The organism is Roseibium sp. MB-4 (assembly GCF_053005265.1).
Genome location: NZ_JBRKQB010000005.1, coordinates 81551 through 100531 on the forward strand (window position 1 = coordinate 81551; position 18981 = coordinate 100531).

The window sequence follows — 18981 nt, forward strand, 5'->3', positions numbered from 1 at the left end:
GGTCTGCTTTGATGTCCAAGGAAGATTTCCGGTTTCAGCATACTCCATATGATGGCTCCAGCCATCCATTCACGGTCGGTCTAAAGCCGATCGACGAAAGGGAATGGCTCGAGCCGGATGCTTTCCTTGTTCCGCATCTCGCTGAAAAGGACCGCTTGGTATCCGAGCGCCGTGATGCTGTTTTCCGCGCTGAGGACGGTACGGAAGAGGCGCAGCGGGAAGTGCTTTCGCTTATCGTTGAAAACCTGAAGCAGTATCACGGCAAGACCCACAAGTTTGAGGCTGGTCGTGTGGTGATTGCGGATCGGGGGGCGGTCGTCGACCTTTCCAACGAGCCAGCTCTTTTGACAGCCGCACGCCTTGTCCAAGAAGACTTGGTTCTGATGCGTCCGGGGCCAGACGGCTACAGGTTGGCGGCGGCCAGCCTGAGTTTTCCGTCTTCCTGGTCATTGGCCGAGAAGTTCTCGAAATCCATGAGCGCAATTCACAAGACGGTTCCGGGTTTTAACGGCGCGCGCATGGGCATAATGGTCGCTCGCCTCTTCGAGAACCTGAAGGTGGGTCAATGTGTGTGCCGCTTCAACTGGTCGATTTACCCGGATGATGAGCTCTACAATCCAAAGCCCCATCGCATCGATATGCGGGATGGCGAGCCGGCCCTGTCGCGCCTCTTCCTGAGAGTTGAACGGCAAACGCTGCGCCGTTTGCCGGGAAGTGGGGACATTATCTTCACGATCAAAATCCATCATGATCCGTTGCGCGCATTGGAAGGACATCCAGAGCGGGGGCAGTTGGCCGGGCAACTCAGAACGCAGTTGATGGCGCTGGATCCGGACCAGCTGCAATACAAAGGTTTGGCCAGTGCGCGGGATGAACTGGCGCGCGCGCTGTCCGAACTCTCCACTTCTGAAGCTGGAGTGATGTGACAGATCGTCGTTTCTGAGCCTCTGGACTGGAAGTTGGCGGGCAATTTTATATGTACCGGTCAATAGAAACGTTTCGTTCGGTAAGGAGCATCTGGGCACATGCCTCAGGACAAGGATCGGGAAAGCAACCGCTTCAGCGCACGTATGGGCCGATATGCACGTGTGGGCACGAACGTTGGCGGCATTGCTGCCAAAGTTGCCGGCGCGAAACTGCTGGGCATGGATCTCGACAATGGGAAGAACGCTTCCGAGCTGGCTGCTGCCTTGGGAGGGCTCAAAGGTCCGCTGATGAAGGTGGCGCAACTTCTATCTACGATTCCCGATGCACTGCCGCCGGAATACACTACCGAACTTGCCAAGCTCCAGGCCAGTGCGCCCCCTATGGGATGGGCATTTGTCAAACGGCGCATGCGGGCTGAGCTTGGTGCTGGCTGGGAAAAACGTTTTGAAAGTTTTGAGCGCGAACCGGCTGCGGCCGCATCGCTTGGCCAAGTGCATCGCGCTGCTGGACACGACGGCCGTGTTCTGGCCTGTAAACTTCAGTATCCAGATATGGCATCCGCAGTGGAGGCTGATCTCAAGCAACTGCAAATGCTGTTTTCACTACACCGGCGTATGAAGCCGGCAATTGATACCAGCGAGATAGCGAAAGAAATCAGTGCTCGCGTTCGCGAGGAGCTCGACTATGGCCGCGAGGCCGGGCACATCGGGCTATATAAGCAGATCCTCGAGGATGCGCCGCATATCCGTGTTCCCGACGTCGTACCGGATCTGTCGACTAAGCGGCTCTTGACGATGAACTGGCTGCACGGGCGGCCATTACTTGATTTCAAAGAGCATGATCAAGAGGATCGAAATCGGTTGGCAAAGACCATGTTTCACGCATGGTGGCATCCTTTCAGCCATTACGGTGTGATCCATGGTGATCCACATTTGGGCAATTACACGGTGTTTGAGGAAGAGGGCGTGCCCTCCGGGATCAACCTTCTGGACTATGGCTGCATCCGGGTCTTCCCTGAAGCTTTTGTCGAAGGCGTTGTTGAACTCTACAAAGGGCTTTTGGAAGAGGATAATGACCGTGTGGTTGCCGCATACGAACGCTGGGGATTTCAAAACCTGAAGAAGGAAGTCATTGAGGTCCTGAACATCTGGGCCCGCTTTATTTACGGTCCGCTTCTGACCGATCGTGTCCGATCGATCGCAGATGGCGTTTCGGCGGCTGAATACGGCCGGAAGGAAGCGTTCAGGGTGCACTCTGCGCTGAAAGAACTCGGCCCTGTCACAGTGCCGCAGGAGTTCGTTTTCATGGACAGGGCCGCAATCGGCCTGGGTGGTGTCTTTTTGCACCTGCGGGCAGAGTTGAATTTCTTTCAACTGTTCAATGAGCAAATTGACGGATTTGAAGCGAGTACAGTTCGCAATCGGCAGGAAACTGCGCTTGAGGCTGCGGGCCTTCTTGAGCCTGGACGGGCTGCTTAGGCGTGATCCCTATCACCTTTAGCCTGCAGGTTTAACTCGAAAGTCGGATATATATCTCGTTTACGTAAACGGAATTGCTGCTATGCTTCCTTCGAATTTGCAATGCAAAAGATTGCCGAGTGGCAAGGGTTTATTGTAAGGAAGACCACTGAATGAGGAATTTATTTGGGGGACTTTATGTCTGACGAAACTGCACCGGCAATGGACTACGAAACGCACGAGAGTACTTACGAGGGGTTCATCAACTTCTCTAAGATCGGCACCGTCGCGGTTTTGAACATTGTTCTTTGCCTGATCCTGTTTGCCTTCGGTGGCACCTCTGCTGTTGTCTTCGGTTGGTTGATGCTCATCGCGACGCTTGTGGCCTCTGGCATCGGCATGGCGCTGGGCGAAAAGGGATGGGTCCCGCCAACAGTCGTATTTGCTCTGACCGGCGTTCTGTGCATCCTGCTGGTCTAAGCCTTACCTGACATACGCTCTGGCCCCGGATCCCGGGGCCGCAAATCCTGGGGAGGGGTATATGAAAATTGCTGTACCGCGCGAAACCGACGCGGTTGAAACACGTGTGTCCGCCACGCCTGACACGATCAAAAAGCTGATCGGCTTCGGCGCAACTGTGGTTGTTGAGAAGGACGCCGGCAAGCTTTCGCGTATTCCCGACCAGGACTACAAAGACGCTGGCGCGGAAATCGCGGCTGACTATGCATCAACGGTTGGCGACGCTGACGTGGTGTTGAAAGTCCGCCGCCCTTCCGCAGATGAGCTCGGAGCCATGAAGAAAGGCGCGCTCGTTCTGGCGTCGATGGATCCTTACGGCAACGAGAAGGACGTTGAGGCCATGGCGAAAGCCGGTATCACCGCCTTCGCAATGGAATTCATGCCGCGCATTACTCGTGCGCAGGTCATGGACGTGCTTTCTTCCCAAGCCAACCTGGCCGGTTATCAGGCTGTCGTTGAAGGAGCGGCCGAATATGATCGCGCCATGCCGATGATGATGACGGCAGCAGGAACTGTTCCCGCGGCGCGTGTCTTCGTTATGGGTGCTGGCGTTGCTGGTCTTCAGGCGATTGCGACCGCGCGGCGCCTGGGTGCGGTCGTCACCGCAACAGACGTGCGGCCAGCTGCCAAGGAACAAGTTGAATCCCTCGGCGCAAAGTTTGTTGCCGTTGAAGACGAAGAGTTCAAGCAGGCGGAAACTGCTGGCGGATATGCGAAGCAGATGTCCGAAGAGTACCAGAAGAAGCAGGCTGAACTCGTTGCGTCTCATATCGCCAAGCAGGACATCGTGATCACCACAGCGTTGATCCCCGGTCGTCCGGCGCCGCAGCTGGTCAGCAAGGCGATGCTAGAGAGCATGCGTCCTGGCGCTGTCGTCGTTGATCTTGCTGTTGAGCGCGGCGGTAACGTGGAAGGCGCCAAACCTGGCAAGGTAGCAACGGTCGCGGGCGTGAAGGTGGTCGGTCACCTGAACATGGCAGGCCGCATCGGTGCGTCCGCGTCGGCCCTTTACGCCAAGAATCTGATCGCATTCCTTGAGACCATGATCGACAAGGAAGCCAAGGCCTTGAAACCTGATTTCGAGGACGAGCTGCTGCAGGCGACTGTATTGACCCGCGATGGCAAGGTGGTTCATCCCGCCTTCGCTCCTGCGGAAAGCTAAGGGGGAGAGTGATGAGCGACTTGTCTCAAACCGAAGCCTTGGAACGCGCAGAAGCGGCCGCGGAAGCAGCCAGGGAAGCCGCGTCCAATGCGCAGGAAGCTGCCACGGCAGCTCAGAGTTATGTGGACCAGATCGCAGGCGGAGCTGCCGATGTTGCCGTTCAAGCAGCATCAACGAGTGCAATCGAACCGTTTGTGTTTCTGTTCTCTGTCTTCGTTCTGGCGATCTTTGTCGGATATTACGTGGTTTGGTCGGTGACACCGGCTCTGCACACGCCGCTTATGGCGGTAACCAACGCGATTTCATCGGTTATCGTCGTCGGTGCGTTGCTGGCAGTTGGTGTTGACCTGACCCAAAGCGATGGCGCCTACATGGCGCGGGTCTTTGGGTTCCTGGCCCTTGTCCTTGCTAGCGTGAACATATTTGGCGGGTTCCTTGTGACCAGCCGAATGCTCGCTATGTACAAGAAAAAGCAGCGATAGGAGGCCGAACCCATGTCAGCTAATCTTACGGCGGTTCTCTACCTCATATCCGCAGTCTTGTTCATCATGGCCCTTCGCGGCCTGTCCAGCCCTGAGACCTCCCGTCAGGGCAACACTTACGGCATGGTCGGGATGGCCATCGCGGTTCTGACAACGTTGTTCGCAACGGGCCTGACCGCTGGATCGTTCTTCCTGATCGTGATCGGTGTCGGTGTCGGTGGCGGCCTCGGTGCCTACATCGCGCAGCGTATCCCGATGACGGCCATGCCGCAGCTTGTGGCAGCCTTTCACTCGCTGGTTGGTCTTGCGGCGGTGTTCGTTGCGGCCAGTGCGCTCTATGCGCCCGGCGCATTCGGGATCGGCGCGCCGGGTCAGATCTACACCTCGGCCATGGTTGAAGCGTCCATTGGCGCTGCAATCGGTGCGATCACCTTCACCGGCTCGGTGATCGCCTTCTTGAAGCTCGACGGCCGCATGTCCGGCAAGCCGATCATGCTGCCGATGCGCCATGCCATCAACATCGCGCTGGCAGTTGGAATGGTGGTTCTGACGATCATTCTGGTCGGCTCGGAAAGCATGACGGTCTTCTGGGCCTTGGTGATCGTAGCGTTCATCTTCGGTGTCCTGATCATTATCCCGATCGGCGGTGCGGACATGCCAGTGGTGGTGTCCATGCTGAACTCCTATTCCGGATGGGCCGCAGCCGGCATTGGTTTCACAGTGTCGAACATGGCGCTGATCATCACCGGTGCGTTGGTCGGATCTTCAGGTGCGATCCTGTCCTACATCATGTGTAAGGGCATGAACCGGTCGTTCATCTCCGTTATTCTTGGCGGCTTCGGCGGCGAAACAGCTGCTGCCGGCGGTGATGGCGGCGAAGAGCGTCCTGTCAAGCAGGGTGCTGCGGACGATGCAGCCTTCATCATGAAGAACGCGTCCAAGGTGATCATTGTTCCTGGGTACGGTATGGCCGTGGCTCAGGCGCAGCACTCGCTGCGCGAGTTGGCGGATCAGCTCAAGGAGGAGGGCGTTGAAGTCAAATACGCCATCCACCCTGTCGCGGGCCGCATGCCAGGTCATATGAACGTGCTCCTTGCGGAAGCGAACGTTCCGTATGATGAAGTGTTCGAGTTGGAGGACATCAACTCCGAGTTTGCGCAGGCAGATGTTGTCTACGTGATCGGGGCGAACGATGTGACCAACCCGGCTGCTCGCGATGATCCGCAATCGCCGATTTACGGCATGCCGATCCTGGATGTTGACAAGGCGGGCACCGTCCTCTTCGTCAAGCGCGGCATGGCCTCCGGTTATGCGGGCATTCAGAACGAGCTCTTCTTCAACGACCGCACGATGATGCTGTTCGGCGATGCCAAGAAAATGACCGAGGAAATCGTCAAGGCACTTTGATCGGTTCCACCTGGTTTGGGTTCTGAAAGGCGCGGCACTTGCCGCGCCTTTTGTTTTTGGCAAAACCCGCTATAAGCCGGGCATGAACCAATCCGCCCCAGCTTCTTTTGTCTACGAGCCGCCGAGAGAGCCGTTCCTGCACGTTCTCCATGTGGATGCAGATCTTTTGGTGGTCGATAAGCCAAGCGGACTACTCAGCGTTCCAGGTAAAGCCCCAGAGCATTCTGATTGCATCGAAGCCCGCGCGCAGCAAACCTATGCAGAGGCGCGGATTGTCCATCGGCTGGATATGGATACCTCCGGTGTCATGGTGCTGGCCATGAATCCTCAGGCTCACCGACACCTTGGTCTCCAGTTTGAGCGGCGGAAAACGGAAAAGACCTACGTTGCAGAGGTCTGGGGTCAGATTGAGAAGGATGCCGGAGAGATCAATCTGCCGCTGATCTGTGACTGGCCGAACCGCCCAAAGCAAATGGTAAGCTTTGAACACGGCAAACCAGCCTTGACCAGATGGCAGGTGATTGCGCGGAACGAGCGGACCACGCGTGTTCGGCTTTTCCCGTTTACAGGCCGATCTCATCAGCTGCGTGTTCACATGCTGTCACTCGGTCATCCGATTGTTGGCGACCGCTTTTATGCAACTGGCGATGCGCATTCAGTTTCACCGCGTTTGCGCTTGCATGCAGAAAGTCTGACCTTGCATCACCCCACCGGCGGAGAGCGTGTCACGTTCGACTCTTTCTGCGAGTTTTGAACTCCAAAATACCCTAGGCAGTTTTTCGTCCGAGGGTCCTCATTTTTCGTTTCCAGCTCGAGATTTTGGTGTCGTCTGCAGCTTCAACCATTCCGAATAGCGTTGACCTGACGTGCGAAAATCCGATGAAGCGAAAGATGTTACGCTCTAGGCTTTTCAGACTATGGGCCCGGTACCACAGGCGGTAGAAGAGCGAGGGCATCCCCATCGTCACGACAATTCGTGCTGACTTTCCCTTCATTTTCCCTTTAGGCCAAGCGTCATCCGCACCGCGCTCAAAGGCGGTGTCGTAATGGAATATCTGTTCCAGGAAGGCTTTCGTGTAAGCGGGCAACGTGCCGAGCCACAGGGGATAAACCAGCACAACATGGTCCGCAGCCAGGAGGAGGTCTCTTGCCGGATGCAAAGGGACTGGTGTTGGCTGTTTTTGAAAGTCGGACGGTGTTTGCAGGATCGGGAAATCCAGATCGGCGATCCTAATCAAAGTTGCATCGTGTCCAGCTTCGACAGCGCCGCTTCGGTAGCTCTCCGCGAGGGCGTGGCACAGATGGTTGGGGGCTGGGTCCGGGTGCCCGTCCAAAATCACGATACGTTTTGCGATAGCCATTGTCCGCTCCGAATTCTATTGGAGACGGTGGCACTCTATTGTTTCTGCAATTGATCGCCTTGAGACCGGTCAATCAGAAAGGAGCTAAGATGCGTCGGCCGGTTATGCGCCGCCCACCCGGCGCAACCCGTCTCGTGCTATCTGGTTCGAATTGTCGAGGGTCATCGCGCGGGTAAAATTGCGCCGCGCGTCTTTGGGCTTATCAAGCATTTCCAAAGCAAGCCCACGGTTTGCCCAGGCAACGGACGAATCGCGGTCCAGATTGACCGCCATGGATAGGTCAGAGAACGCTGCATTCGGATCGTTGACAGCGAGATAGGAAATGCCGCGGGCAATGTAAGGCGCGCTGGCTTTCGGGTTAAGGCCGATCGCTGTTGCGAAATCTTCGATGGCGCGCGGGTTCTGGTTCTGCGCCTGATAGATTAGCCCGCGGTTATAGAACGCTCGAGCATCACTGCTGTCTCGTGAAATCACGGAGTTGAAGTCGTTCAAAGCCGCTGTAAAGTTGCCCTGCTGACGGTAGATGTTCCCGCGGCCGACATAAGCGACGTCATAGTCCGGCTTGATGTTGATCGCCCGCGTGTAGTCGGAAATGGCCAGATCGTTTTGGCCCATCCGGCGGTAGACCAAAGCCCGGTTGGCATACGTCTGGAAAGACTGCGGATTGAGCTGCAGGGCCCGATTGAAGTCTTCGATCGCGTTGTCGAGTTTTCCGGCCTGGCCGTAGGCAATGCCGCGTGTGCTATATGCGTTTGCGTCAGACGGGTTGGCTTCAATCACGGATGTCAGCGAGGCGATGTTCGTCGAAGACCCTGCAGACGAGTTGACCGGCACACCTTGATAGACCCCGCTGCCCTGGCAAGCCCCCAGGAGCGTGGCCATCCCGAAAAGGGCGGCGTGTGGCAGAAACTTCCTGATCCGGCGCATGGAACTCATCTTAGTCAAGCCAATGGACATGCCGTTCATCTGCCTCCAATTAGGCGGTAATATGGCTCTTAAGTCCGCTGCCATCCACGGCGGAGCGGGTATCCCCGACAAACGCCAAAAAGCCGACCGATCTTACGGCCGGCCTCTCGGCAGATATGGTTTGCAGAAAGCTTGCTGCCAGCAGCACGCTCAAGCCGGTATTAGCGGCGAGCGGATTTGCCTGGCAGAAGACCTTCGCGCTGAGCCCGCTTGCGAGCCAGCTTGCGAGCGCGGCGGATAGCTTCAGCTTTCTCACGCGCTTTTTTCTCAGACGGCTTTTCGAAGTGACCGCGAAGCTTCATTTCACGGAAGATGCCTTCGCGCTGCATCTTTTTCTTGAGCGCCTTCAGCGCTTGATCGACATTGTTGTCGCGAACCAGAACCTGCACGCGTTTTTTCCCGTTTTTAATACGCTACGGTCAATTCCGCAGCTAATTAAGACCATGATTGAAGCGAGGTTTCGTCAAACGATCTTGAGACTGCTCTGAACAACATGCAGTCAACGCAAGAGTGCATCCACTAGTGTACAGAAACCGGATCGCCGCTGACGCGTCGCTCACTTTGAGCCGGGTGTTTACCAGAGGCCGGGGATTGAGTCCACAGTGATTTGAAAAAGAAATGGCTCAAATCCGTGATTTGGTCATTTCCAAGTGCTCCGGCAAGGGCGGAAACGTGGTGGACACCGGTGAGTTAGACGAGTAGAGGTGGTTTTTAAATTCCCGCCCATACTTTGGAGTGACGAATGGCGCAGCGCGCTGCAGGGGCTCCTGATTCGACGACAAAACAATCCTTGTGGCAGAGCGATATTCTGCCAACCCTTTCGCTTGGGTTGCCCTTGGCCGGTGCGCAGTTGGCGCAAATGGCTATAAACACAACTGATGTATTGATGATCGGCCGTTTGGGCGCCGAAGAGCTGGCCGCGTCGGTGTTGGCGTTCAATTTTTACATGCTGCTATGGTTTTTCGGCATGGGACTCCTTCAGGCGGTGATTCCCCTCGCAGCCCGTGCCCGGGGGCGGCGGCAACCGCGGGATCTTCGCCGCGCGGTCCGGATGGGGTTTTGGGTTTCGGTTCTGTACTGCCTGCCGATCTGGGTGCTTCTTTTTTTTACTGAAGAATTGCTCCTGCTCTTCGGTCAGGATCCGGAACTTGCCCGGCTCGCCGGCATTTACATGGGCGTCTTGCAATGGACCATGTTGCCGGCGCTTCTGATCATGGCTGTTCGCGGCTTCTTGACCGTGATGGAACGTACACAGGTCGTCCTGTGGGCAACGATTGCCGGAGCATTGGTCAATGCGGCCCTTGATTATGTTCTGATCTTTGGAGAGTTCGGCTTTCCGCGTTTGGAACTGATAGGTGCGGGTATTGCCTCCGTTTTCAGCGCAACGACAACGTTCCTGTTTCTACTCTTTTACGCGCTCTATCATCCGAGGTTGCGGCGGTATCACATCCTCGGCCGAATTTGGCGGTCGGACTGGCCCGTTTTCTTCCAGATCGTCCGGTTGGGAACGCCAATCGCGGTCACGATTGTGGCTGAAGGATCATTGTTCACTGCATCTGCAATCATGATCGGATGGCTGGGCACTATACCGCTTGCCGGTCATGGCATTGCGTTACAGATCGCCTCCCTGACGTTCATGGTCCCCGTTGGCTTGTCTGTTGCTGCGATGACCCGGGTGAGCCTGGCGGATGGACGGGGGGACAAGGACGGTGTTGGCCGGGCCGGTTGGACGGCGCTCGGCGTGACGATGACCTTTATGGGAGCGTTCGCGGTTCTGTTCTGGACCGTGCCGGAGACGTTAGTTGGACTTTATCTGGATCTCAGCGACCCACAGTCGCAAGAGGTACTCACCTACGGCGTGTCGTTCATTCTGGTTGCAGCACTCTTTCAGCTGGCCGACGGCGGTCAGATCATCGGCGTCAACAACCTGCGTGGTCTGGGAGACACCACCATTCCGCTTTTTTATGCGCTCTTCGGCTACTGGGTCATCGGGATCAGCCTCTCGCTTGGCCTCGGATTTTTGGCCGGCTGGGGCGGTGTCGGGGTCTGGTGCGGTCTTGCTGGCGGCCTCTTGTCGGTCGCGATATTGTCCAACGTCCGCTTTGCCCGCCGGGAAACACTCGGTCTGCTTCAGCGCAATTGATCAGCTGGTCTTTGGAGAGATCCGGTTCACATGCCCCATCTTGCGGCCATCCCTGATTTCGGCCTTGCCATAAAGGTGCAGTTGAGCCGCCGGGTCTTTGAGAATGCCATGCCAGTCTTCGGCATCACGGCCGATGAGGTTTTCCATGACGGCATCAGAATGACGGTCTACAGGGCCAAGCGGCCAACCGGCGACTGCACGAATGTGTTGATCAAACTGGGACGTCAAACACGCGTCCTGGGTCCAATGACCTGAATTGTGAACGCGCGGCGCGATCTCGTTGACCAAAAGCTTTTCGGTATCGCCGTTGCGAACAAGGAACATCTCAACGCCCATCACGCCAACATAGTCGAGACTTGAAACGATCCGTTCGGCCATTTGCCGGGCTGCCGTCAGCGTTTGCTTAGAAACGCCAGCCGGAACCGTTGATGTCTTCAGAATGTGGTTTTCGTGATGGTTTCGGGCAATGTCATAACTTGCACTGTTGCCGTCCAAGTCTCGTGCGACGATCACCGAGACTTCACAGTCAAAGCCAATGAGGGCTTCTAGAACCGCAGGAGCGTTGCCGATCCGTTCGAATGCACCGCCAATGTCCTCAGGCGAACGGATCATGGTCTGGCCTTTACCGTCATATCCGAACCGCCGGGTTTTCAAGACGCCTTGGCCGCCAAAGTTTTGAACGGCTGTTTCGACATCCGCTTGCGAGGTGATTTCTGCAAAGTCAGCAATCGCCACACCTGAATTTTTCAGAAACTCTTTCTCAAACAGGCGATCCTGGGAAACTTCAAGAGCACGGACACCGGGGCGAACCGGGACCTTGTCCACAAGATGCTGCCCGGTGGGCCCAGGGACATTTTCAAACTCGTAGGTTACGACGGACACGGCATCAGCAAATACTTCCAGCGCAGCTGTGTCCTCATAAGCTGCGATCGTGTGTTGCGCGCTGACATCAAACGCAGGGCTGTTCTGGTCAGGACAGAAAATGTGTGTTTTGAGGCCCATGCTGGCAGCCGACTGGGCCAGCATGCGGCCCAACTGGCCGCCGCCAAGAATTCCGATCGTGTCACCGGGTTGAAGGCGAATGGAAGCGCTCATGGCAGCCTATCCTGCGTCTGGTGATTAATTGGTGTCGTCGACCGGGAACTCTGCGACAGCGGCAGTACGCCCGGCCCGGTACGTGTCGAGAGCTTTTTCGATATCAGAATTGTTGAGGGCCAGGACCGCGCCTGCCAACAATGCCGCGTTGGTCGCTCCGGCCTTGCCGATTGCCAATGTGCCAACCGGGATGCCGCCGGGCATCTGTACGATCGACAGGAGGCTATCCTCCCCGGAAAGCGCGCGGCTTTCGACCGGAACACCGAAAACGGGCAGAGGTGTTAAAGCTGCAGTCATGCCGGGCAGGTGAGCCGCACCGCCGGCGCCAGCGATGATAACCTTGAAACCTTCGGCCTTGGCGCCCTTGGCAAATTCATACATGCGGTCTGGCGTCCGGTGCGCGGAAACAATGCGCGCTTCGAAGGAGATGCCAAGCTCGGCAAGCGTGTCGGCAGCGTGTTTCATGGTCGGCCAGTCGGACTGACTGCCCATAATAATTGCAACGTCTGCCTGCGCCATTCTCTACTCCAAGTGTTGCGGGAGGCCGGAAGAGCCGCGGAGTATAGGCACGGAGCGCTGCTTCGCAAGCATCAAAGCAGACGAAACATCAGGGAGCTCTATCAAGCAGGGCTGTTTGGCACTGACGTGTCGATATTATGCAATAATGTCGGGGCGAAGCTGATCTTCCAAAACCATGATCCGGTCCTTGATCATCAGTTTCTTTTTCTTCAAGCGCTGAAGTTGAAGAGCGTCGTGATTGGACGTGGCCGCCAATGCCTCTACGGCGACGTCGAGATCCCTGTGTTCCTGACGGAGCTGCGCAAGCTCCACCCGCAAAGCCTCAGTATCCATTCGTGCCTTCAATCCCCCAGAACCGGTTCCTAGTCCTAGTCTATTTTTGGGTGTACGGGCAAGACAGCATAAGTTTTTGCTGTTTATTCACCGAAGGATTGGGCCCGGGCCCTTCGGACCATTTTTTCCTGTGTGCCGTAATTTCTGAGATGGCAAATCTGTCATGATCAAAAACCGATAGTTTTTAGTGTCTTAAGTATGTGCCGGAATTTAGGAATTCTAAAGGATAGCGGCGAGAACCCGTTCTACGACGGCAAAATGGTTCCGGTATGCAGAATCTGCAATCGACAACGCCTGAAAATGTGTGGCACGATGCTTTCGTTGAGCCAACAGACAGGAGGTTTATCCATGTCAATGCAGTCACATCTCGCAGAACTTGAGCGCCGCCATGCGGAAATGGAACGCAAGATCGAAGACGCTCTGTTACATCCGAGTACGGACTCCCTGAAATTGGCTGACATGAAACGGCAAAAACTCAAGATCAAGGATGAGATTGAGCGAATACGAAAAGATGTGACGATCCACTGATCGCACGGACTTTGGGAAATTCAACGCCGCGCCATCTGCGCGGCGTTTTTTATTCATGGAGATGAACTTCTTAGAGGGCTTTGGCTTGCTCCCGGAGGGCAAACTTCTGGATTTTACCGGTCGATGTTTTAGGCAGGTCGCAGAAGACAATCGTCTTCGGAGATTTGAAGCTTGCCAGATGTTCTTTGCAAAAGGCCATCAGGTCGGTCTCCGTTGTATCTGACCCTGGTTTCAGCTCAACGAAGGCGCAAGGGGTCTCGCCCCATTTTTCGTCCGGCCGGGCAACGACTGCCGCGGCCTGAACATCCAGGTGTTTGTAAAGGACATCTTCAACCTCAATGGAGGAGATGTTTTCCCCGCCTGAAATAATGATGTCCTTGGACCGGTCTTTCAATTGGATATAGCCGTCCGGGTGCATCACACCGAGATCGCCGGAATGGAACCAGCCACCCTTAAAGGCTTCATCGGTCGCCTCCGGGTTTTTCAGATACCCTTTCATGACGACATTGCCGCGAAACATTACCTCTCCAATGGTATGCCCATCGGCGGGAACCGGTTCCATGGTCTCCGGGTTGAGAACTGTCAGATCTTCGAGCGCAACGTAGCGAACACCCTGCCGCGCTTTCTTTTGAGCTTGTTGTTCAAGAGGCAGCGAATCCCATTCACCCTTCCAGTCATTGACCACCGCTGGGCCGTAGACCTCGGTCAATCCATAGAGATGGGTCACGTTGAACCCGGCCGTTTTCATTGCTGCCAGAACGCTTTCCGGCGGGGGCGCTGCGGCGGTGAAGAACTCGACCTCCCGGTCCAAATCGCGTTTGTCGTCGCCGGCATTGAGCAGTGTCGACATGATAATCGGCGCACCGCACAAATGTGTCACGCCTTCATCCGCGATCAGATCCCACATGGCATTTGGCCGGACCCAACGCAAACACACATGCGTTCCGGCGACAACGGATAGTGACCAGGGAAAACACCAGCCATTGCAATGGAACATGGGCAATGTCCAAAGATAGACAGGATGCTTGGCCATCGAAGCGGTGATCACGTTTGCTTGGGCCAGCAGATAAGCGCCGCGGTGGTGGTACACGACACCTTTGGGATTTCCTGTGGTGCCGGACGTGTAGTTCAGCGTGATGGCATCCCATTCATCATCGGGAAGGGACCAGCTGAAATCCGGGTCTCCGGATTGAAGGAAGTCCTCATAATCCAGTGACCCCAAACGCTCGCCATCCTGCGGGAATTCGGGGTCTGAATAATCGATCACGGTCGGTTTGACGGTGGCCAGTTCGAGCGCTTCCTTGATGACGGGCGCATATTCGCGATCCGTAATCAGCACCTTGCAGTTGGCGTGATCGAGCTGGAACGCGATGATCGCTGCATCAAGCCGTGTGTTGAGGGAGTGCAAGACAGCTTTCGTCATCGGCACACCATAGTGAGCCTCAAGCATTGGCGGGACATTCGATAGCATCACGCTGACTGTGTCTTCTTTACCAATGCCGTGTTTGCTCAGTGCGGATGCCAGTTGTTTCGAGCGCTTGTAGAATGTCCGATAATCTGTCCGCTGTTTGCCATGAATGATCGCGGTGTGATCTGGAAACACATCTGCGGCCCGCGCCAAGAAGCTTAGCGGGCTCAGCGCTGCATAGTTAGCGTCAGTCTTGTCCAGTCCTTTGGCAAAGGGGCTAACTGTCGCGTCCATGATTTTCCTCCCAATCGTCTTTGCCCGGTATCAAAGCCGGAAAAGTCTTTGGGAGCAATGCAACAAAGGGCGTTTGTGGTACTGCGATCAGGCAAGCAGTCCGGCGAGCCCGTCATACGTCAATTTTGCGCCGATTAGGCCCATGACGACATAGATGATGGTGTAAAAAGTTTCCGCCTTGATGATGCGGACAAGACGCACACCGGCCAGCGTAGCAACCAGTGCGACCGGGAACAGAACCGCTGATGTGGTTAAGTTCGTCGTATCAAATTGCCCGAGAAAGAAATATGGGATGACCTTTACCGCGTTCACGGTGGCAAAGAAGATCACCGCTGTCCCGGCGAACAACATCGGTGCGAGTTTCAGAGGCAGCGTATACATCTGAAATGGCGGGCCACCGGTGTGACTGATGAAGCTGGTAAAACCGGCGACTGCTCCCCAGAAAGACCCTTTTGGTATGTTGTGGCCAAGGGCTGCGGCCTCTTTTCTGCGTTTGAAAACATAGTCGGCGACAAACGCCAGCGAGATCACCCCGATCATCAGCGTGACGAATGTATCATTCACGTAGGCAGCCGTGCCCCAACCGATGCCGATCCCGACCATTGCTGCCGGAAGCAAAATAGCCAGGCTGCGCCAATCTGCTTTGCCTTTGTAAGCCATCAACGCAACGGCATCCATCACCAACAGGATCGGCAACATGATCCCGGCGGCCTGAAGCGGCGAAATCACCAACGACATGATGGGAACCCCAAGCATGGCGAACGTTCCACCGAACCCTCCCTTTGACAAGCCGACGCAGATGACGGCAGGGACAGCAGCTGCATAGAACCAGGGGTCGGTGATGAGAAGCATCAAAAATCACTGTTATGACGTGGAAAAAGGCGCTGCAAACAAGCACGACGGAGGGATTACGTAAAGGTCCGCTCATCGAATTGCTAAGTCAGTGACACTTGCTTTTCAAACCATACTTGCAACACACTCGCGAAAATCGATGAGTGCTGCTGTTTGGGAGGAAGACGATGGCAAGCCGGTATCATGACGTTTATCAAGGCTGGCATTCCGATCCGATGGGGTTTTGGAAAAATGCCGCTTCCGAGATTGACTGGATCAGCACGACAGACAAGGTCTTCGATCCCGATCAAGGTCAATTTGGCCGCTGGTTTCCGGATTGGGAATGCAACACCTGCTACAATTGCCTGGACCGTCATGTAGAGCGCGGCCGGCCCGGCCAACCGGCGCTGATCTACGACAGCCCGATCACTGGAGCTAAAGCTACCTACACCTACGCTGAGCTGCTCGAAGAGGTCGAGGCATTGGCGGCTGTTCTTCAGGACAACGGACTGGAGAAGGGAGACCGGGCAATCATCTACATGCCGATGATCCCGCAAGCTGTCATGGCAATGCTGGCTTGCGCACGTCTTGGCGTGATCCATTCTGTGGTGTTTGGTGGCTTTGCGGCCAATGAACTTGCCACCCGGATCAATGATGCGACCCCGAAAACGATTATCGCAGCGTCCTGCGGGATCGAACCGGGAAGGGTCATTTCCTACAAGCCGCTGATTGACGAAGCAATTGAACTGTCCACGCACAAGCCGGACAGCGTGTTCGTCTATCAACGTGAGGCAGAGATTGCCTCGCTGGTAGAGGGTAGGGACCATGATCTTGGCAAGCTGATGGAAGATGCGGTTGCCGCTGGCCGCCGTGTGCCGCCGGTGCCGGTCAAGGCGACCGATCCGCTCTATATTCTCTACACTTCAGGCACTACCGGGCAGCCGAAGGGCGTGGTCCGTGACAATGGTGGCCATATGGTCGCGCTCAAGTGGTCCATGTCGAACCTCTATGACATTCAGCCCGGCGAAGTTTTCTGGGCAGCGTCAGACGTGGGGTGGGTCGTTGGCCATAGTTACATCGCGTACGCACCGCTTCTTCACGGCTGCACCACGATTGTGTTTGAGGGCAAACCTGTGGGAACGCCGGATGCAGGTACTTTCTGGCGTGTGATCTCTGAACACAGCGTCGCGTCCCTTTTCACAGCACCAACTGCGTTCCGCGCAATTCGTAAGGAAGACCCGAACGGCGAGCTGATCAAGAAATACGATCTGTCGACCTACCGTTCTTTGTTCCTTGCAGGAGAGCGTGCCGACCCGGAGACGGTGAACTGGGCGATTGATCAGTTGCAGGTGCCGGTCATTGACCATTGGTGGCAGACAGAAACGGGTTGGTGCATCGTTGGCAACCCGCTCGGGCTCGGGGCGCTTCCGGTCAAGCCAGGGTCACCCACCGTTCCCATGCCTGGGTATGACGTCCAGATCCTGGATGATGCGGGACACCCTTTGGAAGCAAACACCTTGGGCAACATCGTCGTAAAACTGCCATTGCCTCCGGGCGCTCTGCCAACCCTTTGGAATGCGGACAAGCGTTTCTTTGATGCGTATCTGGCCGAATTCCCAGGGTACTACAAGACCGCGGATGCTGGCGTGATTGATGATGACGGGTATCTGTCAATCATGGCGCGGACTGACGACATCATCAACGTTGCTGGGCACCGCTTGTCGACTGGCGGGATGGAAGAAGTGCTTGCCACGCATCAGGATGTTGCTGAATGTGCGGTCATCGGGATAGCCGACAAACTGAAAGGTCAGCTGCCGTGCGGCTTTGTTGTTCTGAAAGCCGGTGTCGATCGCGAGCATGCGGATATCGAAAAAGAACTGATCAAGCTGGTGCGCGAAAAAATCGGCCCTGTTGCGGCCTTTAAGATCGCCATTACGGTTGACCGATTGCCAAAGACGCGGTCTGGCAAGATCCTGCGCGGGACGATGCGTCAGATCGCCGACGGCGAAGAGTACAAGATGCCGGCGACGATTGATGACCCGGCAATCTTAGATGAAATCACCGACGCCCTGAAATCACATGGGATTTCCGCATAAGTGGGAAAGGTGACGCAACTGGAGGTGTGCCAGAGGCATCGACAGACGTAATTTTGGGACTTATGGTCGGGCGGCCGCGAAGCGGCCCGTCGCATTTGCGGCGGTGTTTTTGTTAGCACAGCCGTGAGGTTTTCCGTGTCTTTAGAAAATAAAGTCGCCATCGTAACTGGCGCAGCCCGAGGTATCGGTTTTGCTGTTGCCAAGCGTTTTGTCATGGACGGCGCAAAGGTTGTGATTGCCGACGTTGATGACGAGGCTGGCGAAGCGGCTGTTGAAGATCTCAGTGGCCTCGGCACTGCCATGTACATCCATTGCAATGTTGCGGAGCGGTTGGACGTCCGCAACATGGTTGCCGAAACGCTGAACGCCTATGGCGATATTGATGTTCTGGTCAACAATGCCGGCATTGTTGTCGGCGCCGAATTCCTTGATCTGGAAGAAGACGACTTTGACAAGGTTCTGTCGATCAACCTGAAAGGGGCCTTCCTGTGTTCGCAGGCTGTTGCCCGGCACATGGTTGAAAAGGTTGACAATGGCGGTGATCCGGGCTGCATCATCAACATGTCATCGATCAACTCTGTGGTCGCGATCCCGAACCAGATCCCATATTGCGTCTCCAAAGGCGGGATGACACAGCTGACCAAAACGACGGCTCTGTCTCTTGCGAAGTATGGCATCCGCGTCAATGCGATCGGGCCCGGCTCGATCATGACCGAGATGCTTGCCTCCGTGAACAGCGACCCGGCTGCGAAGAACCGGATCATGTCTCGTACGCCAATGCTGCGTATCGGGGAGCCATCAGAAATTGCAGGTGTGGCGGCCTTCCTTGCTTCTGAAGATGCCGGGTACGTCACGGGTCAGACAATTTTTGCAGATGGTGGCCGGATGCCGCTGAATTACACCGTGGCCGTTCCAGAAGACGACTGAGTCTCGAAGCATCCGCCTTTACTTCACCGCGTTGGTGCGTCTTCATGTCAAGAGAGCGTTCGCTTTGCTCGACGTGACAGAAGTGCCAGCGCTTTGGGAGGGGCAAAAATGAGACAGTTCCTTTGGTGGTGTGTCTGGTCCATGCTTCTTGTGTGGCCAGCAACAGCACAGAACATTGCAGATGTGAAATTCGCCGCGGGCAATTACGGCGCCATGGTAAGCGGAACAATCATCGGTGACGAGTTTTTCGATTACCGTCTTGATGTTGCAGCCGGGCAGGAGATGTTCGCAGAGTTGACGGTTTCAGGCACAAACGGCACCGGAAACGTTTATTTTAATGTGCTGCCGCCGGGCAGTGATGGCGTGGCTGTCTATAACAGCTCAATCAATGGGAACAGCGCGACCGTCGATTTGACGGAAACCGGTGTCTACACAATCCGTGTGTATCTAATGGGTAATGATCGGGATGCTGGCAAGACTGTTGGCTACAATCTCGATCTATCTATTCAGTAACCGGCAATGCAGA

General features: G+C 55.8%; 20 protein-coding genes. 12 read left to right on the forward strand and 8 right to left on the reverse strand.

Annotation, left to right across the window (positions count from 1 at the left end; all coding sequences use genetic code 11):
- Window positions 1-11: 11 nt before the first annotated feature.
- The 7 genes from ACVDG4_RS22815 to ACVDG4_RS22845 all read left to right on the forward strand — a co-directional run bounded on the left by ACVDG4_RS22815 (window position 12) and on the right by ACVDG4_RS22845 (window position 6708).
- On the forward strand, window positions 12-926 hold the full coding sequence (locus ACVDG4_RS22815) for a heme-dependent oxidative N-demethylase family protein (protein ID WP_447236792.1): 915 nt from the start codon (window positions 12-14) through the stop codon (window positions 924-926).
- Between the two features lie 99 nt (window positions 927-1025).
- Window positions 1026-2405 (forward strand): ABC1 kinase family protein, encoded by a 1380-nt coding sequence (locus ACVDG4_RS22820; protein ID WP_447236793.1) that lies wholly within the window; start codon window positions 1026-1028, stop codon window positions 2403-2405.
- 177 nt (window positions 2406-2582) lie between these two features.
- Entirely contained in the window at window positions 2583-2864 is a 282-nt protein-coding gene (locus tag ACVDG4_RS22825) for an aa3-type cytochrome c oxidase subunit IV (protein WP_008190938.1), read from the forward strand.
- A 61-nt stretch (window positions 2865-2925) separates the two neighbouring features.
- Complete coding sequence (locus tag ACVDG4_RS22830; RefSeq protein WP_209174833.1) at window positions 2926-4065, forward strand: Re/Si-specific NAD(P)(+) transhydrogenase subunit alpha; 1140 nt, start codon at window positions 2926-2928, stop codon at window positions 4063-4065.
- A gap of 11 nt (window positions 4066-4076) precedes the next feature.
- A complete protein-coding gene (locus ACVDG4_RS22835; RefSeq protein ID WP_008188999.1) occupies window positions 4077-4547 on the forward strand; it encodes a proton-translocating transhydrogenase family protein in 471 nt (156 codons plus the stop codon).
- 12 nt (window positions 4548-4559) lie between these two features.
- The gene (locus tag ACVDG4_RS22840; protein ID WP_133951373.1) at window positions 4560-5954 is read left to right on the forward strand and encodes an NAD(P)(+) transhydrogenase (Re/Si-specific) subunit beta; all 1395 of its coding nucleotides are present in this window, start codon (window positions 4560-4562) and stop codon (window positions 5952-5954) included.
- A gap of 82 nt (window positions 5955-6036) precedes the next feature.
- The gene (locus ACVDG4_RS22845) at window positions 6037-6708 is read left to right on the forward strand and encodes a pseudouridine synthase (RefSeq protein ID WP_447236794.1); all 672 of its coding nucleotides are present in this window, start codon (window positions 6037-6039) and stop codon (window positions 6706-6708) included.
- Between the two features lie 13 nt (window positions 6709-6721).
- On the opposite strand, the gene ACVDG4_RS22850 is transcribed toward ACVDG4_RS22845, so the two are convergent.
- From ACVDG4_RS22850 to rpsU, 3 genes are all read right to left on the reverse strand, one after another.
- On the reverse strand, window positions 6722-7315 hold the full coding sequence (locus ACVDG4_RS22850; RefSeq protein ID WP_447236795.1) for an NAD(P)H-dependent oxidoreductase: 594 nt from the start codon (window positions 7313-7315) through the stop codon (window positions 6722-6724).
- Window positions 7316-7417: 102 nt separating this feature from the next.
- The gene (locus ACVDG4_RS22855) at window positions 7418-8281 is read right to left on the reverse strand and encodes a tetratricopeptide repeat protein (protein WP_447236796.1); all 864 of its coding nucleotides are present in this window, start codon (window positions 8279-8281) and stop codon (window positions 7418-7420) included.
- Window positions 8282-8442: 161 nt separating this feature from the next.
- Window positions 8443-8670, reverse strand: coding sequence for a 30S ribosomal protein S21 (gene rpsU / locus ACVDG4_RS22860; protein WP_008188883.1), 228 nt, complete (start codon window positions 8668-8670; stop codon window positions 8443-8445).
- A gap of 353 nt (window positions 8671-9023) precedes the next feature.
- On the opposite strand from rpsU, the gene ACVDG4_RS22865 reads away from it, so the two are divergent.
- On the forward strand, window positions 9024-10424 hold the full coding sequence (locus tag ACVDG4_RS22865; RefSeq protein WP_447236797.1) for an MATE family efflux transporter: 1401 nt from the start codon (window positions 9024-9026) through the stop codon (window positions 10422-10424).
- Here ACVDG4_RS22865 and ACVDG4_RS22870 read toward each other — a convergent pair whose 3' ends face one another.
- The 3 genes from ACVDG4_RS22870 to ACVDG4_RS22880 form a co-directional block, all read right to left on the reverse strand.
- Window positions 10425-11519, reverse strand: a complete 1095-nt coding sequence (locus ACVDG4_RS22870; RefSeq protein ID WP_447236798.1) for a 5-(carboxyamino)imidazole ribonucleotide synthase — start codon at window positions 11517-11519, stop codon at window positions 10425-10427. It lies immediately after the preceding gene.
- A 24-nt stretch (window positions 11520-11543) separates the two neighbouring features.
- Entirely contained in the window at window positions 11544-12038 is a 495-nt protein-coding gene (gene purE / locus ACVDG4_RS22875; RefSeq protein ID WP_409694391.1) for a 5-(carboxyamino)imidazole ribonucleotide mutase, read from the reverse strand.
- A gap of 135 nt (window positions 12039-12173) precedes the next feature.
- Entirely contained in the window at window positions 12174-12371 is a 198-nt protein-coding gene (locus ACVDG4_RS22880) for a YdcH family protein (protein ID WP_133951385.1), read from the reverse strand.
- A gap of 348 nt (window positions 12372-12719) precedes the next feature.
- Between ACVDG4_RS22880 and ACVDG4_RS22885 the strand changes: the two genes are divergently transcribed.
- The gene (locus ACVDG4_RS22885) at window positions 12720-12899 is read left to right on the forward strand and encodes a YdcH family protein (protein WP_133951387.1); all 180 of its coding nucleotides are present in this window, start codon (window positions 12720-12722) and stop codon (window positions 12897-12899) included.
- Window positions 12900-12969: 70 nt separating this feature from the next.
- Here the strand turns inward: ACVDG4_RS22885 and ACVDG4_RS22890 are convergent, their stop codons facing one another.
- A complete protein-coding gene (locus tag ACVDG4_RS22890; protein ID WP_447236799.1) occupies window positions 12970-14601 on the reverse strand; it encodes an acyl-CoA synthetase in 1632 nt (543 codons plus the stop codon).
- Window positions 14602-14688: 87 nt separating this feature from the next.
- Window positions 14689-15453, reverse strand: coding sequence for a sulfite exporter TauE/SafE family protein (locus ACVDG4_RS22895; RefSeq protein ID WP_133951391.1), 765 nt, complete (start codon window positions 15451-15453; stop codon window positions 14689-14691).
- A gap of 167 nt (window positions 15454-15620) precedes the next feature.
- On the opposite strand from ACVDG4_RS22895, the gene ACVDG4_RS22900 reads away from it, so the two are divergent.
- The 3 genes from ACVDG4_RS22900 to ACVDG4_RS22910 all read left to right on the forward strand — a co-directional run bounded on the left by ACVDG4_RS22900 (window position 15621) and on the right by ACVDG4_RS22910 (window position 18968).
- A complete protein-coding gene (locus tag ACVDG4_RS22900; protein ID WP_447236800.1) occupies window positions 15621-17528 on the forward strand; it encodes a propionyl-CoA synthetase in 1908 nt (635 codons plus the stop codon).
- A 135-nt stretch (window positions 17529-17663) separates the two neighbouring features.
- Complete coding sequence (locus ACVDG4_RS22905) at window positions 17664-18455, forward strand: SDR family NAD(P)-dependent oxidoreductase (protein WP_306147808.1); 792 nt, start codon at window positions 17664-17666, stop codon at window positions 18453-18455.
- 108 nt (window positions 18456-18563) lie between these two features.
- On the forward strand, window positions 18564-18968 hold the full coding sequence (locus ACVDG4_RS22910; RefSeq protein ID WP_447236801.1) for a hypothetical protein: 405 nt from the start codon (window positions 18564-18566) through the stop codon (window positions 18966-18968).
- The last annotated feature ends 13 nt before the right edge of the window (window positions 18969-18981 follow it).